The organism is Synechococcus sp. WC101 (assembly GCF_047461555.1).
Lineage (GTDB): Bacteria > Cyanobacteriota > Cyanobacteriia > Thermostichales > Thermostichaceae > Thermostichus.
Window position 1 is genome coordinate 1 of sequence record NZ_JANSHG010000020.1, and the last position, 23,076, is coordinate 23,076.

General features: G+C 60.8%; 19 protein-coding genes and 1 pseudogene. 9 read left to right on the forward strand and 11 right to left on the reverse strand.

Features of this window, described 5'->3' with window-relative positions; all coding sequences use genetic code 11:
• Both NW809_RS02580 and NW809_RS02585 read left to right on the forward strand, forming a co-directional pair.
• Positions 1–157, forward strand: a pseudogene (locus NW809_RS02580) (IS630 family transposase); the annotation flags it as partial.
• A 202-nt stretch (positions 158–359) separates the two neighbouring features.
• Positions 360–617: a hypothetical protein gene (locus NW809_RS02585; RefSeq protein WP_049749773.1), complete on the forward strand. Its 258-nt coding sequence runs from the start codon at positions 360–362 to the stop codon at positions 615–617.
• Between the two features lie 210 nt (positions 618–827).
• Here the strand turns inward: NW809_RS02585 and NW809_RS02590 are convergent, their stop codons facing one another.
• Positions 828–2,996 (reverse strand): tetratricopeptide repeat protein, encoded by a 2,169-nt coding sequence (locus tag NW809_RS02590; protein ID WP_414401464.1) that lies wholly within the window; start codon positions 2,994–2,996, stop codon positions 828–830.
• 196 nt (positions 2,997–3,192) lie between these two features.
• Between NW809_RS02590 and NW809_RS02595 the strand changes: the two genes are divergently transcribed.
• From NW809_RS02595 to NW809_RS02605, 3 genes are read left to right on the forward strand one after another with little or no spacing between them, the layout of a single operon-like run.
• A complete protein-coding gene (locus tag NW809_RS02595) occupies positions 3,193–4,701 on the forward strand; it encodes a hypothetical protein (protein ID WP_414401465.1) in 1,509 nt (502 codons plus the stop codon).
• Positions 4,702–4,734: 33 nt separating this feature from the next.
• Positions 4,735–5,121, forward strand: a complete 387-nt coding sequence (locus tag NW809_RS02600) for a thioesterase family protein (RefSeq protein WP_099813344.1) — start codon at positions 4,735–4,737, stop codon at positions 5,119–5,121.
• Entirely contained in the window at positions 5,108–5,659 is a 552-nt protein-coding gene (locus NW809_RS02605) for a hypothetical protein (RefSeq protein ID WP_011430890.1), read from the forward strand. The genes NW809_RS02600 and NW809_RS02605 overlap by 14 nt, the downstream gene beginning before the upstream one ends.
• A gap of 39 nt (positions 5,660–5,698) precedes the next feature.
• Here NW809_RS02605 and NW809_RS02610 read toward each other — a convergent pair whose 3' ends face one another.
• Positions 5,699–5,854 (reverse strand): PepSY domain-containing protein, encoded by a 156-nt coding sequence (locus tag NW809_RS02610; RefSeq protein ID WP_346426067.1) that lies wholly within the window; start codon positions 5,852–5,854, stop codon positions 5,699–5,701.
• Between the two features lie 532 nt (positions 5,855–6,386).
• On the opposite strand from NW809_RS02610, the gene ilvB reads away from it, so the two are divergent.
• On the forward strand, positions 6,387–8,183 hold the full coding sequence (ilvB, locus tag NW809_RS02615; RefSeq protein ID WP_414345917.1) for a biosynthetic-type acetolactate synthase large subunit: 1,797 nt from the start codon (positions 6,387–6,389) through the stop codon (positions 8,181–8,183).
• A gap of 282 nt (positions 8,184–8,465) precedes the next feature.
• On the opposite strand, the gene NW809_RS02620 is transcribed toward ilvB, so the two are convergent.
• The 7 genes from NW809_RS02620 to tatA all read right to left on the reverse strand — a co-directional run bounded on the left by NW809_RS02620 (position 8,466) and on the right by tatA (position 15,466).
• A complete protein-coding gene (locus NW809_RS02620) occupies positions 8,466–10,073 on the reverse strand; it encodes a glycoside hydrolase family 57 protein (protein WP_011430886.1) in 1,608 nt (535 codons plus the stop codon).
• A 152-nt stretch (positions 10,074–10,225) separates the two neighbouring features.
• Entirely contained in the window at positions 10,226–11,701 is a 1,476-nt protein-coding gene (glgA, locus tag NW809_RS02625; RefSeq protein ID WP_011430885.1) for a glycogen synthase GlgA, read from the reverse strand.
• 197 nt (positions 11,702–11,898) lie between these two features.
• Positions 11,899–12,351 (reverse strand): DUF2996 domain-containing protein, encoded by a 453-nt coding sequence (locus NW809_RS02630; protein WP_099813003.1) that lies wholly within the window; start codon positions 12,349–12,351, stop codon positions 11,899–11,901.
• Between the two features lie 74 nt (positions 12,352–12,425).
• Positions 12,426–12,791, reverse strand: a complete 366-nt coding sequence (locus NW809_RS02635; protein ID WP_011430883.1) for an NAD(P)H-quinone oxidoreductase subunit M — start codon at positions 12,789–12,791, stop codon at positions 12,426–12,428.
• A 270-nt stretch (positions 12,792–13,061) separates the two neighbouring features.
• Positions 13,062–13,922, reverse strand: a complete 861-nt coding sequence (locus NW809_RS02640) for a bestrophin family protein (RefSeq protein WP_414401466.1) — start codon at positions 13,920–13,922, stop codon at positions 13,062–13,064.
• Positions 13,923–14,115: 193 nt separating this feature from the next.
• Complete coding sequence (locus NW809_RS02645; protein ID WP_011430880.1) at positions 14,116–14,949, reverse strand: anti-sigma factor domain-containing protein; 834 nt, start codon at positions 14,947–14,949, stop codon at positions 14,116–14,118.
• Positions 14,950–15,187: 238 nt separating this feature from the next.
• Entirely contained in the window at positions 15,188–15,466 is a 279-nt protein-coding gene (gene tatA, locus NW809_RS02650; protein WP_011430879.1) for a twin-arginine translocase TatA/TatE family subunit, read from the reverse strand.
• A gap of 200 nt (positions 15,467–15,666) precedes the next feature.
• On the opposite strand from tatA, the gene glgB reads away from it, so the two are divergent.
• Positions 15,667–17,967, forward strand: coding sequence for a 1,4-alpha-glucan branching protein GlgB (gene glgB, locus NW809_RS02655; RefSeq protein ID WP_414401467.1), 2,301 nt, complete (start codon positions 15,667–15,669; stop codon positions 17,965–17,967).
• Between the two features lie 24 nt (positions 17,968–17,991).
• Positions 17,992–19,386 carry a TldD/PmbA family protein gene (locus NW809_RS02660; RefSeq protein WP_414401468.1) on the forward strand — a complete coding sequence of 465 codons (1,395 nt, stop codon included), beginning with the start codon at positions 17,992–17,994 and terminating at the stop codon, positions 19,384–19,386.
• A 24-nt stretch (positions 19,387–19,410) separates the two neighbouring features.
• Here the strand turns inward: NW809_RS02660 and NW809_RS02665 are convergent, their stop codons facing one another.
• The gene (locus NW809_RS02665; protein ID WP_414401469.1) at positions 19,411–20,718 is read right to left on the reverse strand and encodes a class I SAM-dependent methyltransferase; all 1,308 of its coding nucleotides are present in this window, start codon (positions 20,716–20,718) and stop codon (positions 19,411–19,413) included.
• Positions 20,719–20,817: 99 nt separating this feature from the next.
• A complete protein-coding gene (gene lpdA / locus NW809_RS02670; RefSeq protein ID WP_414345935.1) occupies positions 20,818–22,200 on the reverse strand; it encodes a dihydrolipoyl dehydrogenase in 1,383 nt (460 codons plus the stop codon).
• Between the two features lie 144 nt (positions 22,201–22,344).
• Here lpdA and NW809_RS02675 point away from each other — a divergent pair.
• Positions 22,345–23,076: HAD family hydrolase (locus tag NW809_RS02675; RefSeq protein WP_414401470.1), on the forward strand; the 732-nt coding region annotated here is incomplete at its 3' end.

A 23,076-nucleotide genomic window follows, 5' to 3' on the forward strand; every position in this document is an offset into this window, starting at 1 on the left:
CATTGAGATGATGTGGTCGGTGTTGAAGCATTTTATTCGGCAGCTTTGCAGAATTGGGAAATATAGCATGGAGCAGACAGTGAAGACTTCTTTACTACTGATCAATCCATCCTCCTTCCAAAGTTGGTTTGCTAAGTGCTGCTATTGTACCCCTTGAGTCTTTAACAGGCTGTAAGCTCAACCACTTTACGGTCATTTCGGCTGATGGAGTTTCTCTTTCCTGACAGAAGCCAAAACCAGTGGTACACTACCGCTACGGTGAGTTGGTCAGATTGATGGCAGGGATCCCTCATTTCTATTGGCGTTGGGCTAGGTGGGCTACACCGGCTCTGTGGGCGTTGCTGCTGTCGCCTGCTCCTATGGCTTGGGCTTCTGCTCTGGAGGTGCCTCAATTTGATCTGAGTGTTGTCCGCTCTCGTTCTTTGCCGTGGCGGCACCCGCTCCCTTGGCCAGAGATAGGGGATCCCAACCCATCTGAAGCTGAGGTCGAGGCGGCGGAGCATCTTTTCTTGGAGTTCACCCTCGAAGAGAGCAACGCCGCCATTGCCCTGTTCGGGTGTGATTGCCCAGCCCATATCAACCAACTGCGACGACTGCGCGGCCTGCCCTTACTGTGAACGGGGGAGAGCTGACGGCCCCTCTGAACAGCACAGTTTGTATATTGCTAAGGCTGAGGTTCTCCCCCTGCTCAGTAGCCTGCTTCCGCGCTTCAGTTCGCGGATGGTCTACATAGCCCTGAGCCGGTGGAGTTTTGTCAGGCAGGGAGGCAAGCTGTCCCTGGGCATAAATCCAGTCAGGGCGTTGTGGGGATTGGCACAAGACAAGGGCTAAGCGGAGGGATCCGGTAGGGGCCTACAGTCTACCGGTTGCGGCTCCTCTTGAGGGGTGAGGGTTTTCAGTTCTGGCAGCGCCGTTCCTGCCGGCGCGTCAGCAGCAGGGCTCTCGGCAAAGTTGCCCGGCAACGGTGTCGGCGAGCTGGAGCCGGCGCGGTTCAGCTCCTGCAGAGCAGCTTGGGCCGGCTGAAACTGGGGATCCAGTTCCAGGCAGCGCTGCAAACTGGCCTGGGCCGCCTCCCGCTGGCCGGCCTGTAGTTGGATTAGCGCCAAGGTATGCCAGAAGGCGGGCCGCTGCGGCTCCAGTTCTGTGGCCCGTTGGGCGTCGGCTAGAGCCAGCTCCAATTTCCCCAGCTTCAGGGCCTCCCAGGCGCGGTTGTTGAGGGCCACCGCGTCTTCTGGGGTGAGCTGCAAAACCCGCGAGTAGGCCTCCACCGCTTTTTCTGCCTCTTTCAGGTCGCCATACACTAGCCCTAAGGCAAACCAGCCCCAGGGATCCCGTTCGTTGAGGCGGGTCATCTGTTGGGCGGCAGCAAGGGCTTCTTCCAACCGGCCCAAGCGCCGCAGGCTGGTGATCTGGCCAAACCAGCAGGCAAAGCTGCCGGGACGCTGTTGCACCAGGCGCCGGAACTGCTCCAGGCTGGCTTCGTATTGCCCCAGCTCCTGCTGGGCCACCGCCAGGGCGTAGCGAGCCGGGAAGTCCTCTGGCCGGATTTTCAGGGCTTCCTCGAAGTGAATGCAAGCCTCCCTCAGGTAGCCCAATTTCTGGAAGGCCACGCCGCGGGCATACCAGCTTTTGGGGTTGTCGGCGTCGTAGCGCAGAGCACGTTCCAGGGCCTTGCTGGCCAGCCGATACTGCCCCAGGCGCAGCAGAGCCACCCCTAGGTTGTGGAGCGTAATGGGATCCCGGCGGCGCAGCCGCAGCGAGCGCTTGTAACACTCGATGGCCGAGCGCAGCCGCTGGCAGTGGAACAGGGCATTGCCTTGGTAGCGCCAGACCCGGCCACTTCTGGGGTTGAGCTTCAGGACGCGGGCAAAGCTGGCCGCCGCCGAGCTGGGCCGCCGCAGCCGCCGCAGCACGATCCCACGCGCCAGCCAGGTGCGGGGCTGTTGGGGGTTGTAGCGCAGCGCCTTGTTCAGGCTGTTGAGGGCCAGCTTGGGCCGCTTCAGTTGCATGAGGCGAATGCCGCGATTGTGCCAGGCCAAGGCATCTTCGGGGTTGCTCTCCAGCACCTTGTCGTAGTTGACCACCGCCGCTTTGTACTGGCCCAGGCGCCCCAAAATCAGGGCCAGGCGCAGCCGCGTCTCCTCGTCGTAGGGGTTGATGCTCAGGGATCCGTTGTAGCTGTCCACCGCCTCGCGGTAGCGGGCCAACTGCACCAGCACATCGCCGCGCCGGCTCCAGGCCAGGGCAAAGTTGGGATCCATGTTCAAGGCACGGTCGTAGGCGGCCAGCGCCTCGCTCAGGTTGCCCCGCTTGCGCCACTCCTCGGCCCGCTCAAATTGAATGTCGGCGCTGTTCCACTGAAACAGCCGCTGAATAAATTGCAAAATGGCAATCTTGCGTGCTCCTTCCTCCGGCGTGGCAGAGGGCATTTCGCCGGTGGCAATGCGCAGGATGGCCATTTGAATGGCCCGCAAAAAGGCCTGGAACCCCCGCACCTCCTCATCTTCAGGGAGTTCCTCGCGGCGACGGTATTGCAGCCGAAATCGCTGCAGATCCCCGGGGGCGGGAAAGCTGGGATCCAAAAAGTGCATCAGCTCCCGGGCCCGGTACTCGAACAGCACCGGATCCTCATCGGAGCCGCTAAAGTCCAGCAGCGGCGCTTCTGCCAGGGGGCGGGGCAGCTCGGCGGGCGTGTGCAGCAGCGTCAGCAGGCGCTGGTTCTGCCGGGGCGGGGCGTGGGAGAAGCCGCTGTAGAGCTCATCTCTGGGCCAGGGATTGGCGACAAACTCCGGCGAGGCCACCACCCCGACCCAGCGGCACTGTTCGATGGCCAGTTGCAGCTCCAGCCGGCGGTCGTCTCCTGGCTGTAGCATCCAGCGGTCAAACCAGACCTTGAAGCCCTCCCGATCCAGCCGCTCCGCCAACTGCCGCGCCCAACGGGCCTGGGCCCGGTGGTAACGCAAGAAGAGGTCGAACTTGTAATGCTCGGAAGACATGAACGCCCGCTCGCTGCTCTTTTCCAGCTTATCTTTGCCACCGCCTCGGCGGCTTGGGGCATTGCCCTTCCCCGGCTGGGGGATAAGGCACCAAGTTTCTGTCAACCCTTTTGCCGTTTGCGCCAGCGGGACGGAGTCCTTCGATGGCCAGACCAAGATCGGCGATAGTTGAGGAAGGGTTGGTCAGGAGGGGGAGATGGTAAGCGGAGCGCTGGCGATTGGGGCTGCAATTGGCTTGGTGGTTTTGCTGTTGGAAGCGATTCGCTATCGCCGCTGGGGATCCCTTCGCCGTTGGCAGCCGGCAGTGGGGCTGGGCTTGGCAGCCTTGGCGGCGCTGGGGGCAGGGCTGGGACAGTTGTCGGAGCCGATCCCGCTAGCGGTGTTGCTGGGGGGACTGGTGGGGTTGGGTCTGCTGGGCTTGAGCGGCTGCGGGCGGGCCGGGCAGGGGCTGGCGGTGCTGCTGCTCAGCTTGGCCAGCGTGTGGGGCCTAGCCCGCGGTGCTTTCGAGGAATCTGAGGCGGGAGCTGCTTTTTCTCTGCTGCTGTGGGGCTGCGGCCTGGGGATGGGCTTGGTGGGGATCCCGTTGCTGGGCTGCTTGGCCGAGGCGGAGATGCTGTCTGTGCTGATGGGTCTGGGCCAGGGCTGGAGCGGCATCGCCGCCTTGACCTGGGGATCCCGCCTGCTGGAGATGGGCTCCCCCCAAGATCTCCCTTGGTCGGTGCTGCTGCCGGTGGGGCTGGCTGCCCTCAGCCTGGTGGCGGGCACGCTGCCCCTGCTGATCCTCCCCGTTCCCGCCAGCGGGACGGAGTCCTCGCGCGACAGCGAGGTGGGCTCCAACCGGCTGCTGTCGGCCCTGGGGCACGGTGTGGGATGGCTGGTGGCGACGGCGCTGGCTTTGGCCCTGGTGCGCAACGGGCTGTACCAGGATCCCTTTTGGGCGCTGCTGTACGGGGCGGGGGTGCTGCTCTCGTGGGCTCTGCTGGCTTTGGAGGGCGGGATCCCGGCACCCGAGGGGAAAGAGGCCTTGCTCTGGCGGGCCTGTGTGAGCCTGACGCTGGTAGGCGGTGGGGCGCTGCTGGCGCTGCGGCTGGGGGGATCCTACGGGGCGGCGCTGCTGGGGCTGGGGTGTCTGGCTTTTCCCAGCCGCTGGGGGGCAATGGCCGCCCTGTTTTTGTCGGCCCAACCCCTGCTGCAAAACCTGCTGCACCAGTTCAACCTGCAGGTGGCCGGGATCGACCTCACCCAGCCCTATGTGGCGGCGGCGCTGTACCTGGGCATGGCGAGCATGGGGCTGGCAGCGCTTGTCCACTGGGTGTACGGGCAAGACAGGCCGCTGCCGACGGGGATCGGCCTGACGCTGGCCAGCCTGCTCCTGCCGCTGGGGGTGGGCTATTTCGTCCACGCCCAGCCGCAGGCGGCCTTCTTGCTGGCAGCCTTGATCACCGCCTTGATCTTGGCAGCGCTGCAGCCCATAGCCCTATACCAAGAAAGGGGAAGGGCACCTTGGACAGGGACCCAAGCTTTGGGCCTGGCTATGCTTGCCATTTTGAGCTCCAACCTCAGCCGCAACTGGACGGTGACGGGGTTCTATGCCACCCGCCTGGAGCGGGCCCTGGTGCTGGTGGTTCTCGTCGGGATCCTGGTTCTCTGCCTCTTGCTTGGGCAGGGCTGGCGCCTGTGGCAGTCCAGGACTGCATCCCGCTAAATGCCCACCCTCGCCTGTTGGGGCTCCCAGACCGTGAAACCTGTTCCTCTCGGCACCCGCGGCACCTGGCAAGGGATCCCCGGCCCCGAGCAAACGGCAGAGGCCCTGGGCAACCCCGGCGTGAGGGTGATCGGATCCCCGGCGCTGTTGGCGCTGATCGAGCGGTGCGGCCACAACACCTTGCAGCCCTTCTACGAGGGGGAAGAAGCCGTCGTCGGGATCCGCTTTGCCCTGGAACACTGCTCGGCAGCCGTGGTCGGGGATCCTCTACACGTTCAGGTTGAGGTTGTGCAAGCGGTGGGAAGGCGCATTGAATTTCAGGTGAAGATCACGCAGCAGGGGCGCTTGGTCATGCAGGGATCCTATACCTGTCAGGTGGTCGATTTGCCCCGTTTTCTGGCTCGCTATGGGCTGGCCTGAGGTCATCCAGCGCCTGGCAGGGCTGTTGCTGGTCACGGGGTTGGGGCTGTTTTTGTTCTGGCCACAACAGCTCCTGCTGCGCTACCGCAAGCCTTGGCAGGGCCCCCTCGCCTGGGTTGGGGAATGGCGCGGGTGGAGGGGCTTGGCTCTGCGGGGCAGCCGTCGGGGTTGGGAATGGCGCTGCGGGTCCCTATACGTTCGCGGGCATTGGCCAGCCTGGGTGGGCTGCCGTCTCTCCTTTGCCGACTGGCCTCGCTTCTGGCCCCTTCTGAGGCGGTTGGCCGAGGGGATCCAGATCCAGTCCTGGCGAGGCGGCCTGGAAATCGGCTTTGCCGACCCGGCCTTGACGGGGCAGTGCCTAGGGCTTTTGGCAACCCTCCCCCCCTCGCTGGCTTGCCACCTGCGCTTGACCTTCGCCCACACCGGCTGGCACGGACAGGGATCCCTGCTGCTTTGCTTTCGCGCCTGGCGAGTGCTGGGGCCGGCCTTGGAATTGGCATGGCTCATCCTGCGCAGCAGCCGCTCGAGGATCCGATAGAACTCGTCAGCCCTCTCTTGGGCTCTTGCAGCAGCCCAACTACCAGTCATCATCGATGTCTAGAATTTTCCCGGCTCTGCCATCGATTTTGACCTCAATGTCGTTGGCAAACCCCACCTTCCAAACCCAGCGCCCATTCTCCCGCTCCAGTTCGACTTCTTCAACGGAAGCAGCGGGAACAACTAAGCGAGCAATCCAATAGTTTCTTCATCGATTGCTGAGACAGAAGACTGGGCAAAAACCGGCTCTAGGCCGGTCTTGAGGCCAGCCAGCGGGTTGCCGACCAGCATCGCAATCATCAAACCTAGATAGATAACAGCAGGTTTTAGAGAAGTAGGGGAGCTCGAGGGGCAATAATCCCCTCAATAAATATTGAGGGGAGGATGCCATCAATTTCAGGTTCAACCCTCTGAGAACCGGATGGTCTCACGTCGGCCTGGGCAGGTTTTGCAGCGCAGGATCCCCAGGGCAGCGGATCCCTTCTCATCTAGAGCCACCTCTGCTGGGGATGCGACAGCTCAGCCTTAAAGGGCTCTCCAAGGCAAAAGCAGGGTGAAGGAAAAAACCGGTTGCCACCCCCCAGGCAAATCTCAACCCTGCGGAGCAAACCCCTGCTAGACTGTTGAATTAAATACACAACCTAAAAAGCCGGCCAATAGCTGGCTGGTCTTCTAGCTCAAACCCTTCAGGTTGAGCGCTCGGTCGTCTTCAGTGGGGAGAAGATATCGTGGCAACAGGGGCCTATGCACTGGTGGATAGCCTGCATCGACATGGGGTGCAGCACATTTTCGGCTATCCAGGAGGAGCGATCTTGCCCATCTACGACGAGCTGTACAAGGCCGAATCCCAAGGGCTACTCAAACATTTCCTAGTCCGCCACGAACAGGCCGCCGCCCATGCTGCCGATGGCTACGCCCGCGCCACCGGCAAGGTGGGGGTGTGCTTCGCCACCTCGGGGCCAGGAGCAACCAACCTGGTGACGGGCATTGCCAATGCCATGATGGACTCTGTGCCCATGGTGGTGATCACCGGCCAGGTGCCCCGCCATTTGATCGGCACCGACGGCTTTCAGGAGACCGACATCTTTGGCATCACCCTGCCCATCGTCAAGCACTCCTACGTGGTGCGGGATCCGCGCCAAATGGCTCGGATCGTGGCCGAGGCTTTTCACATTGCTGGCACCGGGCGACCGGGGCCGGTGCTGATCGACATTCCCAAAGATGTGGGGCTGGAAGAGTTCGACTACCAGCCGGTTAGCGAAGTCAACATCCCCGGCTACCGGCCCACGGTGCGGGGGAACCCGCGCCAGATCCACGCGGCGGCCAAGCTGATCCTGCAGGCCAAGCGGCCCCTGCTCTACGTGGGGGGCGGGGCCATCATCTCGGGTGCCCATGCCGAGATTGCCGAGCTGGCCCACACCTATCAGATCCCGGTGACCACCACCCTCATGGGCAAAGGGGCCTTCGATGAGAACGATCCCCTCTCGGTGGGGATGCTGGGCATGCACGGCACCGCCTACGCCAACTTCGCCGTTACCGAGTGCGACCTGCTGATTGCCGTGGGGGCCCGCTTTGACGACCGCGTAACCGGCAAGCTGGACGAATTTGCCAAGCACGCCAAGGTTATCCACATTGATATCGACCCGGCAGAAGTGGGCAAAAACCGCACTCCGGACGTGCCGATTGTGGGAGATGTGCGCACCGTCCTGGTGGAGCTGTTGGCGCAACTGAGCAAAATGCCCCACACCCCTGGCCAGACGCAGGCTTGGCTGGAGCGGATCGAGCGCTGGAAACGGGACTACCCCCTGCAGGTGCCCCGCTATGAGGGCGTGATCGCCCCGCAGCAGGTGATCGATGCCTTTCGTCGCCATGCTCCCCACGCCTACTACACCACCGATGTCGGTCAGCACCAAATGTGGGCGGCGCAGTTTCTGCGTAACGGGCCGCGCCAGTGGATCTCCAGTTCTGGCCTGGGTACCATGGGCTACGGTTTCCCGGCGGCCATGGGGGTCAAAGTGGCCCTGCCCCACGCCGAGGTGATCTGCATCAGCGGCGACGCCAGCTTCCAGATGAACATGCAGGAGCTGGGCACGGTGGCCCAGTACGGCATTGCCACCAAGGTGGCCATCATCAACAACGGCTGGCAGGGCATGGTGCGGCAGTGGCAGCAGGCCTTCCACGGCGAGCGCTACTCCCACTCGGATATGACTCCGGGCATGCCGGATTTCGTCAAGCTGGCTGAAGCCTTTGGCGTCAAGGGCATGCGCGTCGATCACCCCGATCAAGTGGACGACGCCATCCAAGAGATGCTGCGCCACGAGGGGCCGGTGGTGGTCGATTTTGTGGTCAAGCGGGACGAGAACTGCTACCCGATGGTGCCCGCCGGCAAAGCCAACTACCAGATGATCGGCCTGCCGGAAAAGCGGCAACTGGAGCAAGCCGCCGAGCTGATTTACTGCCCCAATTGCGGCACCAAAAACCCCAGCCTGCACAAGTTCTGCGCCGAGTGCGGCACCAAGCTCTAGAACCGGCAGGGCTGGCCATCAGGGCAGGGAAGTTGGGATCCCTTCGCAACAAGGCCCGCCCTCGGCAGCGGAAAGTCCGCAGGGATGCCGATGATGGCTATTTCAAACTGCAGTCGTTTCAAACCCGATTGAAGAAAACACTTCCCGAGCGCGCCTCTGCTGCGACCAACCCCAGCCCATCGTCCAAGAGGAAGGGGGGGAGTGAGGCTCAAGTAGTCGGAAATTCTTTTTTCCACGCGGTGCGGGTGGAAGTTGCCAAAAGGTTCCGGCCTTACCCAATGGTCAGAGGGGCCGGTAGACACGGTAGTTGAGGTTGGGGAAGATGTTGTCCATGTATTCCACCTTGGCCAGCCACTGCTCGTCTTCAGGGGTGGCTTTTTCTCGCCGAAACTGGCCGGCTTGGATCTTCTCGTAGAGGTGATTGAAGCGCAGCAGGTGGGATTTGGTGCGGCGTACCGCATAGGGAACCATCGTCCCCGTGCGCATGATGAAGGCCCAGTCGGAAGATTGGGCCAGGAGCAATTCCCGCGCCGCCTGGTTCAGGGCCCGCCACTCCAGGTCATCGGCAGGCTCGCGGCGGCTCAGCTCGATCATCCGCTCGGTAGCCTTGTGCAGGTGGGGGTAGATCCAGGCGTTGGTGGGGTTCAGCCAGTACTCGTGGAAGCCGCGCGCCCCCCAACTGGACTGGGCAGGTTTGCACACCTGGTGGGTGGGGTTCTCCCGCAAGTACTCCGCCAGGTGAGTCATGCGATAGGTATTTTGGTCGAAGTAGCTCTTGCGAATGAGGAAATCCAAAAACCAGGGGCCCTCATACCACCAATGGCCGAACAGCTCGGCATCATAAGGGGCCACCACCAGCGGCGGACGCCCCATGACGCTGTACAAATACTCGATCTGCCGCTGGCGGTTGAACATGAAGTTGCCCGCATGTTCTGCCGCCTTCTCCCTGGCCCAGTAGGGATCGTAAAGTTGCTTCTGTCCCAGATCGAGGTTGCGCCCCGTGATGCGGTGGTACTTGATGCCGGTGTTTTTCCGCTGGCCGTTGGGCATGATGTAGGGCTTGATGTACTCGTAGTCGGCCTCGTACCCCAGGTCTTTGTAGAACTCGCGATAGACGGGATCCCCAGGGTAGCCCACCTCCGCTGACCACACCTGCTGCGAAGACTCGTGATCCCGACCGAAGACGGCAACGCCAGTCTCGGTGAAGATGGGGGCGTACATGCCGTAGCGGGGCCGCGGCTTGGCATAGAGCAAACCGTGGGCGTCGGTGATCATGTAGCGCAGGCCGGCATCGGCGATCATCCGCTCCAGCCCCTGGTAGTAGGCGCACTCCGGCAGCCAGATCCCTCTTGGCCATTGGCCAAAGTGTTCGTTGTAGTGCTCGCAGGCCACGATAAGTTGGGCCCATACCGCCTGCGGGTACATCTGCATCAAGGGCAGGTAGCCGTGGGTAGCCGCGCAGGTAATGATCTCCAGGTTGCCGCTGTCTTGAAACTGTTTGAAGGCCCGCACCAGATCCCGGTCGTAGCGCTCCCAGAGATCGCGCACCATGGCAAATTGCTTGATGTAGTGCTCGGCCAGGTAGCGAATGTGGCCGTTGGTGGCGTTCTTGTCGTATTCCAGTTGGGCCAGCTCTTCCAACTTGGTTAGGTAGTGGTCGTAGCGCTCCTGCAGCAAGGGATCCCGCAGCATCGACACCAAGGGCGGCGTCAGGGACATGGTGAAGCGAAAGTCGATGCCATCTCGCCGCAGCCCCTCGAACATGTGCAGCAGCGGGACATAGGTCTCGGTGATGGCTTCGTAGAGCCATTCTTCTTCCAGCACGAAGTCCTGCTCAGGGTGGCGCACAAAGGGCAGGTGTGCGTGGAGTACCAAGGCGAGATAGCCCATCATAGCGGCCAGGGATCCTCAGGTAGGAGAAGATAACCGAGCAAGCTCCCCTTCCCCGGCAATAAATCTGTAGGGAAGGTTAAGAGCGGCATTGCTACCTATCGTCCAGCATTTCCCCCTTGTGGTCAAGGGCTGGGATCGCTGGGGATCGCTCAGCGGTGGCGAATGAACTCGTAGATCTCCAGGTATTCTTTGCCGGGGTAGTTCCAGGAGTAGTCGTAGCTCATGCCCTGGACTTGCAGTTGGCGAAACTGGTCGGGAGCGGTGTACCACAGGTCGATGGCCCGATCCAGCGCCGACTCCAGAGCCGCGCGATCCGTGTGGTAGAACACGTAGCCATTGCGCTGCTCCGGCAATTTGCGAGTGTCGTAATCGCGGTCGAAAACGGTATCCACCAGGCCGCCCACGCCCCTCACCACCGGAACCGTGCCGTACTTGAGGCCGATCATCTGGGTAAGGCCGCAGGGCTCGTAGTGGCTGGGCACCACAAGGATGTCTGCCCCCGCATAGATGAGGTGGGAAAGTTCTTCGTTGAAGCCCAGCTCGATGTGAACATCGGGGTTGTCGTTGAGGTAGCGTTTCTCATGGGCAAACCAGGCGCCGATCCCCGGCTCCGTGGCGGATCCCAGCAGCACGAATTGGGCATTTTTAAACAGGGAGCGGTAGATGGCATGATGCACCAGATGCACGCCTTTTTGCTCGTCCAGCCGCCCAATATAGGCCACGATGGGCTTATCAACATCTTGTAGCCATAGCTGATCCCGCAGTGCTTTTTTGTTTTTGGCCTTGTTTTCCAAAGTTTGCGCCGTGTAGTGAAAAGGAATAAAGCGATCGATCTCAGGGTTCCAAATATCGTAGTCGATGCCATTCAAGACGCCGCGAAACTTGTGCTGGTGCAAGTAAAGAGTGTGTCCCAGTCCATAGTTGTAATTACCAAATCGCGCTTCCAGGGCATGGGTGGGGGAAACGGTGGTCACGAAGTTGGAAAAGACGATCCCGCCCTTCATAAAGTTGAGGGCAAAGGGGTTAAAGTTATCTCGCAGGCGGTCGTAATGAAAGTAATAGGGCTCCCGGTTGAGGCCGGTGGCCCAGAGGATTTCCGGGCCGCCAAAGCCTTGGTGTTTAAAGTTGTGGATGGTGTAGCATACCCGCTGGTTTTCCATGCCGTGGTACTTGTAAATCTCAAAGAGCAGCACCGGCACCAATCCTGTCTGCCAATCGTGACAATGAATGATATCGGGGCGCTTATTGCTTTTGAGAAGAAACTCCAGAGCCGCCTTGCTGAAAAAAGCAAAGCGCATGTTGTCGTCCGGGCAGCCGTAGTAGCAGCCACGATTAAAAAAGTTGTCGCCGGAGTGGGGCTCAATAAAAAAGCAAAGGCGGCCATGTACCCAGCCGCAGTACACCGAGCAGTGAATAGCTCCCCCATACCAGGGCACCCAGAGGTCGCGGTAGGCATCGTGCAAGCCCCAGATCTGGTCGTAGCGCATGGTGTCGTACTTGGGCAAAACCAGCTCGACACAGTGCCCCCGCACTTCCAGCTCTCGGCTGAGGCCGTACACCACATCCCCCAGCCCCCCCGCCTTGATGACCGGGGCACATTCCGACGCAATCTGCACGATGTACATTTCGCGCTCTCCCGTAGCACCGCCTTACTTTTCTTCACAAAAGATAATCTCTTTTGGCTTCTACAGCCCATCCCCCGCCTCAGCGAAAAGGGATCCCTGTCCGGGGATCCCTTCCTTGCCTAACAGGTGGCTAGCTCAATCTCTGGCTGCGCTGCCTACGGGTTTGGCTGGCGGCTCAGGCATCTGCCTGGGATCGCTCAATACCACTGCTGGGCATAGAGGCGCTGCACCAGATAGAACACGAACAGGGGCACATCGACGCGACGCTCGTCGATCATAAAAGACTCAATGGTGCTGGCCGGGGATCCTTCAATAGCGCAGCGGAAGAACTTGGGCCCATTGAGGGATCCCTCGGCAAAGAGGACGCTAAACTGCTTTTTGCCGCCGGCAAACGAGCCAATCAGCGTCTTGCCCTCCAGCCGCAGTTGCAGATCGGTGACGCCGCGTTTCTGAAAAGCGGCGATGGTTGCCGGGATCACATCTTCTGCAATGAGTTGCTCGAAAGGCTTCTCTTCCTTGGCTGGTTTTTTTGCTGCGGCTTTGGGCGAGGCTTGGGCAGTGTCAGTCTCCTTGGGAGCAGGGTTGGCGGCCTCAACCCGGGCCGGCTTTTCGACAGCGGTTTCCTGGGCGGGGGTAGGTTCTCCAGACATGGGCTGATACTCCGATAACAGGTCAACGATTGGCGTGCGGGCTGGCAGGCCCAGAGTCAGGGATGGAAGAGAGGCTAACCTTTGGGGATGTACTGGCCGACAATTTCTTCAGCAGGGATCTGGGGGAAGCCCATGCTGTAGTTGGGGGTACGCCCCTGCAGGTTGTAGGCAATTTCCCCTTGCTTGAGGAGAGAGCGAATGAAGTGTTCCAGGTCAGAGCCGATGCGCCGCAGGTTGTACTCAGTCAGATCCCGGCCCCTGTACTCTTCTACCAATTCCTCAAAACGAGCATAGACCTTCTGCAAGGCGGCATCGTTCCAGACCAGCTCGTTGTCGGGATCCACATCGAGGGTGAGCAGATCGTCGCGAGGCACAAAGTGGTTATCGGCGGTCACCTCGCCAGCAAAGATGTGAACGTGGCGGGTGGTGCATTTCAGCATGGCTGTCGCTCCGGTCGAGATCCTACGCCTTTCTTCAAGGTATCATTCCTGGCGCCGAGGTGGGATCCCTTGTCGTCCAGATCCCAGAAAGTTGCCCAGGCCAATCTCCCCACCCAACAATTCTGGGGAGAAGCGGGATCCCTCTGGCACAGAAGAAGCCTAAAAGTACGGCTGTCGGCTGCGTAGCCGGTGTTACTGGAAAAATTTAAAAAGCCGGACTACCTTCCCCAGGGAAACCTAAGCTTGTTTATGAGATAACCCATGGTTGTTCTAGGCAGACTGGATCAAATCAGCGATATTCTGCTTCATCCTACTGCAAATCACATCAAGGGGCAGGTCGTTCGGATCCCGTCCAAAGGGGTTCTCAATTTCAATGCCGATCTCCTCGACGCCAAACAGCATAAAGGCCAGCAGCCCGACAATGGGGCCGGTCATCCAGCCCAATCCCTCCACCATCTGAAAAGGCAAAGACAAACAATACAGCAGCAACAACTGCTTCAAATGTAAGGCGTAGGCCATGGGCGTTGGGGTCATGAGAATGCGCTCGCAGGCGCCCAGGACATCGACCATGTTATTGAGCCGCTCCACCATGATCGTTAGCTGATAGACTTCAACGCGGCCTTTTTGGTATTGGCGCTGTAGGTAGTCTCCAATCCAAAAGGCAATTTGCAAGGAGGGATGGTTGAGGTTTTTAAGACGTTGCAACTGCTCTGGGCTGAGGAGGGTCTGAAGCTCATCTGGCAAAAATTCTTGGCGCAGATGTTGCTTCATGCCGATGGCAAAAGCAGGCAGGAGATAGAGGATTTTGATTTTTTCTTCCCGATCGTCTGGCTGCTTCTCTTCAATGGCTACCCAAATCAAGCGGGCTAAGTTGCGCACGTTGCTCACCACGCATCCCCAAGCTTTTCGCCCCTCCCAAAACCGCTCGTAGGCAGTGTTTGTCCGAAACACCAGCATCAAGCCAAAAACGATGTTGGGCACGAACGCCACCAACGAGGACAGCGCTATGGGCAACCCCAGCTTGTAGAGAACGGAAACCAGCACTCCCAGGAGACCACAGATGAGGGTGCGAGGCAGCACTGCCGGCACAACCGATCCGTGCAACTGCAGGGCCAAGCGAAACCAACGCAACCCATTTCCCGATAGATACTGGCGAATCCTGGTGTGGCGTCGGCAAGCCTGCCCCCTGATCCTACTACCGTCATGGCAACGGTTGTTGACCGAAACCTTGGCGGCGCAGGCCCCCCTCTTCCCCGCCGTATACGGGGGGATGAATCCCTTGACCTGACGGGGCAACTTCCAGGGTCTCAGGAGTCATTTCAAGCTAGTTTAAGAGGTTCTCTTTGCTCTCCTCAGGTTGAGAGGCAGGGATCCAGAAGTTGCTCTGCAGCAGAGGGGCGCCAGTGGGGGATTCGCTCCCGCCTGCCGGTTCGAGGGTAATCCAAAGGCGGGTCGGCTGCTGTGAATGGGTGGGCTGGCTGAGCCATTGCAGGGATCCCTCGGCGTTGACGGTGAAGGTGCCGGCGCTTTCCAGGCGCTGCCCAGCCGACTCCAGCCACAGTTGGTAGGTGGTTCCCGGGGGGGCAGGGGGCATTTCTGAAGCCAAGAGCAACACCTGCTTGGCGCGGGGCGACCAGAGAGCTTGTACCAACAGGGGGTTGCGGAAGCTGGGGTCGCGCAGAAGGGTTCGCCGTACCTGCGGTTGTCGTTGCCACTCCTGATAGAGCCGCTGAATGGCTACCGACTCCCCCTGCCAGCGCAGCCGCCAGTAGGCTGCTGTTATGGCCACTGCGTAGATCCCTAACCCTACTAAGCTGCCCCAGAGGAGGCGCCGCGGCCACCAAGGAGGTGCGACCCGGATGGAGGCAGGGGCGGGCAACCAGCTCCAGCGCCGCAAGCGTTCTTGGGCTTGAAAGGCCGTCAACTCGTAAAGCCACAGGGCCACCGAGCGATCCCGCTGCAGGTCAAAGGCCTCCGCATGTTTCCAGCAGAACTCAAACACCTGGCGCACCACCTCTTCGGCCTGGTGAGGCTGCTTGAGAGTGGACAGCGCGATCTCCAGCAGGCGCTTTTGGTAGCGATCCTTAAGTAAAAAGTGGCTGCGGCGATCCCGCAGTTGGATCTGGCGCATCAGCTCGAAATCGGTCGGCTCCGCCATAGCCCCCCATCTGCTGCGCCTGTCCAGCCCGGCTTTGGGTCAAGCGGTAGCGCCAGGCCGGTAGCTTTTTCAAAAATATACATCAGCCCTGGATCCAGCTCACCGGCAAGCCGACTTCATTTTGTTGCGGCTGGTGCAGATGCCGGCCGTGCAACTTGCGGTATCCGCTTTTACTCGCACCTATCTCCTACAAAACGAGGAGCCGACCCAAGACACCATTTTTTCAGTGCAGATGCCCTCAGGCGGCATCTTTCTCGACCACCTTCTCCGCTTCTACCTTCAGGGACTCCGTCCCGCTGACGCGATCGGCACCGGCGGTGGGCTCGTCATCGCTGCTGGGGTTGTTCATCTCTTGCTTGAAGCTGCGCAACGCTTTGCCGAAGGCGCTGCCCAACTCCGGCAGCTTCTTGGGGCCGAACACGACCACTGCAATTATCCCAATCACGGCCAGCTCTGGCAGGCCCATGCCGAAGATGCTCACGGCCAGGATAGGTTCGCTCGACAGCAGGATAGCCATAAGTCCCCAAAACCCCAAAAATAGAACAAGCCAACCAACCTCGCTGGCAAGGAGGGGAATTATCCCCTCCCAACTCTAGCAGGTTTTCCCGGGGGCAGAAAGGTTTGGCTGCTACTGCCATGGCTCTGGAATCCATGAGCTGCCAAAAGCGGCAGCCGACGACCGCTAGACTGAGATTGTTGCTTTGTTGAAGCTTGCCGATGGGCTTTCTCCTGTCTGCCGAACAAGTGCTTCAGTTCGTCACCAACCAGTGGCAGGATCCCTATGCTGTTTTGGGGCCGCAGCAGATAGAGCAGGGGGAGACGTCCTTCTGGCTGGTGCGGGCCCTGGTGCCCAATGCCAAACAGGTTTGGTTGGTAGAACGCGCCACTGGGCAGGCCTACCCCATGCAGCCGCTGCATCCAGAAACGTTGTTTGAGCTGTGCTTTGCGCCTGGCACGCCGGTTCCAGACTACTTTCTGCGGGCGCAGCGGGTCTGGGATCCGGAGGGCCAACACCTTGAAGAATGGGAGGATCCCTATCGCTTTCCCCTGGAGAAGGTCAACCACATCGGTGAGCTGGATCGCTACCTCTTCAACGAGGGCAACCACCACCGCATCTACGAGAAGTTGGGCGCTCATCCCATCAGCGTAGATGGGGTTCAGGGAGTCCACTTTGCCGTCTGGGCTCCCAACGCCCGCAATGTCAGTGTCATTGGCGACTTCAACCACTGGGATGGCCGCCAACACCAGATGAAGCGGCTGGGCGAAAGCGGCATCTGGGCGGTGTTCATCCCTGGTGTTGGGCCAGGAGCCGTCTACAAGTACGAGGTGAAAACTGCCTGGGGGGATATCTACGAAAAGTCAGATCCCTATGGCTTTCAGCAGGAGGTGCGACCCAAAACCGGCTCAATTGTAGCCGACCTCCACACCTATACCTGGCACGACCAGGAGTGGCTGGAAAAGCGGGCTGCCACCGACCCCCTGCGCTCGCCCATCTCGGTGTACGAGGTGCATTTGGGATCCTGGATGCACGCTTCCACGGAAGACCCCCCCGCTGATGGGCACCTGGTGCCGGTGGAGCAAAAGCCCAACACCCGCTTTCTTACCTACCGGGAGCTGGCGGACAAATTGATCCCCTATGTCAAGGAGCTGGGCTTTACCCACATCGAGCTCTTACCCGTGGCCGAGCACCCCTTCGACGGCTCCTGGGGCTACCAGGTTATCGGCTACTACGCCGTAACCTCCCGCTACGGCTCCCCGCAGGACTTTATGTACTTTGTCGATCGCGCTCACCAGGAGGGAATTGGTGTCATTATCGATTGGGTGCCAGGGCATTTTCCCAAAGACGGGCATGGGCTGGCCTTTTTTGACGGTACCCACCTCTACGAATATGCCGACCCCCGCAAGGGCGAGCACAAGGGCTGGGGCACCTTAGTTTTCAATTACGGCCGCAACGAGGTGCGCAACTATCTGGTGGCCAACGCCCTCTTTTGGTTTGACAAATACCACGTTGACGGCATTCGGGTGGATGCAGTGGCCTCGATGCTCTATCTGGATTACGACCGCAAAGAATGGATCCCCAATTGCTACGGCGGTCGGGAACACCTAGAGGCCATCGACTTTTTCCGTCAGCTCAATACCCTTATTTTCAAGTACTACCCTGGCGTTCTTTCCATTGCCGAGGAATCGACTGCCTGGCCAATGGTGACCTGGCCAACTCACGTGGGCGGTCTGGGCTTTAACCTGAAGTGGAACATGGGCTGGATGCACGACATGCTGAATTATTTTCGCATGGATCCCTGGTTCCGCCAGTTCCATCACAACCTAGTGACTTTCAGCCTCATGTATGCCTTCAGTGAAAATTACATGCTGGCTTTTTCCCACGATGAGGTAGTGCACGGCAAAAGCCACATGTTGGGCAAAATGCCAGGGGATATGTGGCACAAGTTTGCCAGTTTGCGGGCCCTCTACGGCTACATGTTCACCCACCCCGGCAAGAAAACTTTGTTCATGAGCATGGAGTTTGGCCAGTGGAACGAGTGGAATGTTTGGGCAGATCTAGACTGGGAGCTGCTGCAGTATGAGCCCCACGCTAAACTGCGCCACTACGTAGCCACCCTCAACCATCTATTGCGCTCGCAGCCAGCTCTCTACACTCAAGACACCAAGCCAGAAGGGTTCCGCTGGATTGACTGCAGCGACCATCGGGGCATTATCTCCTTTATCCGATATGGGGAGGATCCCAGGGAGTGGCTAGTGGTAGTCTGTAACTTTACGCCGGTGGTTTGGCCGAATTACCGCATTGGCGTGCCGCAGCGAGGGTTTTACCGGGAACTGCTCAACAGCGACGCGGTAGAGTTCTGGGGCAGCGGGGTTGGCAACCTAGGGGGCAAGTGGACGGATGACTGGCCCTACCACAACCTGCCCTACTCGCTTGAGCTCTGCCTGCCCCCTCTTTCAACCTTGGTGCTGAAGTGGCAGCCGGAGGATTCAGGCGAAAACAAAGCTATGCTGGAGTGAGTACGGCCTTCCCGCCTCATTGCCATGCGAGATCTGCTGCGCGACATCCTTCGAGACTATTCTGGCTTTGTGGAACTGCGCTACCACAGCAAAGTCTTTCGCAGTGTCACGGCGGAAAAGGGGCGCATTGAGCGCACAGCGGTTCGACGGCGCTCAGGTGTGGGGGTGCGGGTGCTAGAAGCCGGCACCTGGGGCTTTGCCGCCACCGGGGATCCCTCGCCAGCAGCCATTCGCAAAGCCATTGCCGAAGCTCAGCAAGCGGCCCGCGCCAGCGCCGACTGCCGCAGGCAGAAGCTGAAGGCTTTGCCCAGCGTATCCCTGGCCCAGGGGGAGTTCTGCGAGCCCGGCGTGGAGGAGGTGGTCAACAAACCCCTGGAGGCCAAGATCCAGTTGGCTCTGGAAACAGAAGCCCAGGCGCGCAAGTCTTCCGCCCGCATCACCTCCGCCAGTTGCACTTACAACGAGATCTACGAGGAAAAAGCCATTGTTACTACGGATGGGGCGGATGTGGCCTTCCGGCTGGTGCGCCCTGAGCTGCGGATCCAGGCGGTGGCCGAGGCGGATGGCCAACTAAGCAGCGGTACTGAGTCCATTGGCGTGACGGGGGGGTGGGATTGCCTTTTTCGGACGGATCCCTTGCAGATGGCGGAGAAGGCGGCTGCCACGGCAGTTGATCTCCTCTCTGCAGGCTATGCCGAGGGGGGATGGGCCACCGTCATCCTCTCCCCTTCCATCGTGGGACTGCTGGTGCATGAAGCCATTGGCCACACGGTCGAGGCCGATTTCGTCCTCGCGGGCTCGGTGGCGGCTGGCAAGCTAGGGCAGCGGGTGGCCAGCGAACTGGTTACTCTCAAGGACTCTGGCCGTTCTGAATTTATGCCGGGGGCAGGGGGAACGCTGCCCGTGGACGATGAAGGTGTTCCTACCCAAACCACTACCATCATCCAGAATGGCATCCTGGTGAGCTACCTGCACAACCGGGAGACTGCCGCCCACTTTGGCGTCGAGCCCACCGGCAATGCCCGCGCCTGGGAGTACGCCGACGAGCCGCTCATCCGCATGCGCAACACCTACATCGAGCCGGGATCCCAGACGCTAGAAGAGATCCTCGCCAGCACCCCCGACGGCTACTTCCTGGATGGGGCCAGGAACGGGCAAGCCGACTCCACCGGTGAGTTCATGTTTGGCGTGGAGCGGGCCTACCGCATTCGCAATGGCAAGCTGGCGGAGCTGCTGCGGGGAGTTACTATCACCGGCAATGCCTTTGAGGTGTTGCAGTCAGTGGACGCTGTGTCGCGAGATTTCCTTTGGGATCTCGGATCCGGCCACTGTGGCAAGGGCCAGCCAGCCAAGGTGGATGCCGGCGGGCCCTACATTCGCTGCCGCGCCATTGTGGGTGGCCGCCAGCCCGCCTCGTAGCTCCTTAGGAAGGGGGGGAGTTAGTTAAGGAGCAACTCGCAGCACTAGCCGATCCGCCTCCCACTCCCGAAAGAGGAGAAGGACGTGCTCGGCTCTCTCGGCGTGGTCGGCCAAGATCTCGGCGCCAGAACGAGCTTGCTTGGCCAATGGCAGCAGCAGCTCCACCACCTGGTAGCGGCTAGAAGCGATCATCTTGCCCGGGATGCGGGCGATGGGCCAGAAGATGTCCATCTTTTGGGTCACGATCTGGGCCGGATCCACTTTGCCCAGCAGATCCGAAAAGGGGATGGTTTGATCCCAGTAGCGCACCTTGCCGTACTGGAGAAAGAGGGGGTTGAGCTGCCAACGGGAGCTTTGGAAAAACTCGGGAGTAAAGGGATCCCAATGGGCCAACTTTTTGCCCTGGTGGCAGCACCAAAAGAGATTTTGCGTGTGGTAGAGGGGCTCCAGGTACTCGATGACCCGCAGTTGGTCAATGCGGGCAAGGGCCTCGTAGCGGCGATGGAACTCCGGGTGGGTGGCGGCAATCAAGGGCCTGGCGTTCCAATAGTCCAAGTAGGGGGCGACATCGATAAACTCCAGTCCCGCCTGGGCCACCAGGTCGGGGATCTCGCCAATGTCAAAGGGGATGTCGTTGGCGTGGAAGAAGTTATCGACGATGTTTTCATCTGGTAAGTAGTACTCTTCGTGGGCCTTGGCGTGCCGGGCCAGCAGGGAATTGGGATGGGCTGCCTTTAATAATTGCCGCACAAATTCGATCTTTTCCGGCGTGGCCGGTGGGGTAATCCCCAGCAGCTCCAGAGCGCGGCGAATGCGGTAGAGGTGCCAACGACCAGAACGGTTGTAGAGCATCAGGGCCATTACCCCGTCAGGGGCCAGGCGCGAGGCCAGGTTCTGCAAAGCCTTGACCGGATCGGCGGTGTGGTGAATTACCCCATAGGAGCTGATCATGTCGAAGCTCCCCTCCGGCCAGGTGGAGGGATCCATGAGATCGCCGTAGTGCACCGAGCAGTTGCGCAGGCCGTGGTACTTGATCCGCTTCTGGGCAATCTCTAGGGCCGGGCGACTGAGGTCGATCCCGACCACGGCGCCATAGCCGGGGTTGCTGGCGGCAATGCCGTGCACCTCCCAGCCGGTGCCACACCCGGCCACCAAAAACCTGGCGCCCGTCGGCTCTTGTAAGGTGCGGGTGCGGGCATATTGGGCCAACGTATAGCTGCCCAGGCTGGAGAAGCCCTCAAAGGGTTGGTCGTAAGGCACAGGCGGGTAGGGAAACGCCTCGTACTGGGCCTGCACTGCCTGGGTGATCTCCGCTTCGCTTGCCAAAGGCACGTCCTCCCACCTCTTCCCCCCTATCCTAAGAGTCTTTGTAGATTCTTAGACCGGTTTTGGCCGTCAAGTCGGCCCGTGTCGGTCGGCAGCAGGGCAGGGCTAGGCCGCCGTCAAACTGTGGGCAGCTCGCCGGTAGGCCTCCTCCAGCGTCTCTGCCAAGGTGGGGTGAACATGCACCAGGCGGGCCAGCTCTTGCACCGTGGCGCGGCGGGCGATGGCCTGGGCTGCCTCGTGGATGAGATCGGCGGCATGCGGCCCAAAAATGTGGGATCCCAGCAAGAGGCCCGTCTCTTTATCAAAGACCAGCTTCACCATGCCCTCAGTCTCGCCAGCAGCAATGGCCTTGGAGTTGCCGCCAAAGTAGGTGCGCACCGTGCCTACGCTATAGCCCTCGGCTTTGGCCTGCGGCTCGGTTAGCCCCACAAAGCCCATCTCCGGATGGGTGAACACCGCCGCCGGGATGCTCAGGTAATCCATGTAGGCAGGGCGGCCACAGATGTTTTCCACCGCCACCCGCCCCTGCGCTGCCGCCGCGTGGGCCAGCATCATCTTGCCCGTCACATCCCCAATGGCCCACAGGTGGGGCAATTCGGTGGCCATGCGGCTATCCACCGGCACAAAGCCGCGCTTGTCCGTAACAACCCCCAGCTCCGCCAGGCCCAGCCCTTCTGAGACCGGGATCCGCCCAGCGGCCACCAGGCAGCCATCCACCTGCAGCGTCTCCCCGTTGGAGAGGTGGATCGTCACCGGCTGGCCGGGGATCACCTGCTTGGCCAGCACGCCCACATAGGTCTGGATCTGGCGGGGTTTAATCAGCACCCGCTGGGCCAGGCGGGCAATGTCGGGGTCAAAGGCCGGCATCAGGGTCTCCAGCGCCTCGATGAGGATGACCTGGGATCCCAGCGCCGTGTAGACGTCGGCAAATTCCTGGCCGATGTAGCCGCTGCCGATGATGGCCAGCCGCTCCGGGATCCACTCCAACCGCACCGCCTCGTCGCTGGTAAACACGGTGCGGCCATCCACCTGGATCCCCGGCGGCACAAAGGGTCGAGAACCCGTGGCCAGGATCACATCCCGCGCCGTGTAGGTCTGGGATCCCTTCTCTTCCTGGACTTCGACCGTTTGTGGCCCCGCCAGCCTGCCCCGCCCCCGCAGGATTGTTACCCCCAGCTTCTCTAGGGAGCGGGTCATGTCGGTGCGGATCTTCTCCACCACCTGGGCAGCATGGGCAGCAATGGCTCCTCGGTCGGCCTGGACGGATCCCACTTGGATGCCCAGCTCAGGGGTGTGTTGCAGTTCCCGCAGGCGTCCGGAGGCGGCCAGGAGAGCTTTGGAGGGGATGCAGCCGCGGTTGATACAGGTGCCGCCCATTTCCGCACCTTCGACGATGGCGGTTTTGAGGCCGGATTCGACGGCATGCAGCGCCGCGCCATGGCCGCCGACGCCAGCACCGATGATGATCAAGTCAAAATCAAAGCTCATGGCGAGACTTGGATAACCGGTGCCTCATTTTCTCATCTTGTTGGCCTTCCCAGGAACCTGGCTGAGAGCATCCAAACCATGAGGTAGCATAGGGTCGCTTGCCCAGTTGACAAGAGGCTGGCGGGGTGGGAACGGGGGATGCGCATGGAACTGCAGGCGTTCATTTTTGATGTGGATGGCACGCTGGCGGATACGGAGCGGGATGGGCACCGCGTGGCTTTCAACGCCGCCTTTGCCGAGGCAGGGTTGGACTGGCACTGGTCGGTGGAGCTCTACGGCCAGCTCCTGGCCATCACCGGCGGCAAAGAGCGCATTCGCCACTTCATCGAGACCTGCCAGCCGCCCCTGCCTGCCGGCGAAGACCTGACCAGTCTAATAGCCCGGCTGCACCAGGCCAAGACCCGCCACTACACAGCTCTGTTGGCCCAAGGAGGGATCCCTTTGCGCCCCGGCGTCAAGCGCCTCTTACAGGAAGCCAGAGCCGCCGGGATCCGCCTGGCCATCGCCACCACCACCACGCCCGAAAACGTGACGGCCCTTCTGGAGCACACCCTGCCAGAAAGCCTGAGCTGGTTTGAGGTGATCGCTGCCGGCGATATTGTCCCCGCCAAAAAGCCAGCCCCCGACATCTACTGCTACACGCTGGAACAGATGGGGCTGCGCCCCCAGGAGTGCCTGGCCTTTGAGGACTCGGAGAACGGGCTGCGCTCGGCCCAGCAGGCGGGCGTCCCGGCCGTGGTGACAGTAAACAACTATACGCGGGAGCAAGACTTTTCGGGAGCGGCTTTGGTGTTGGATCACCTAGGGGAGCCTGGGCTGCCGTTTCAGGTGTTGGCGGGAAGGGCGGGATCCCACAGCCACTTTACTCTGGAGCTG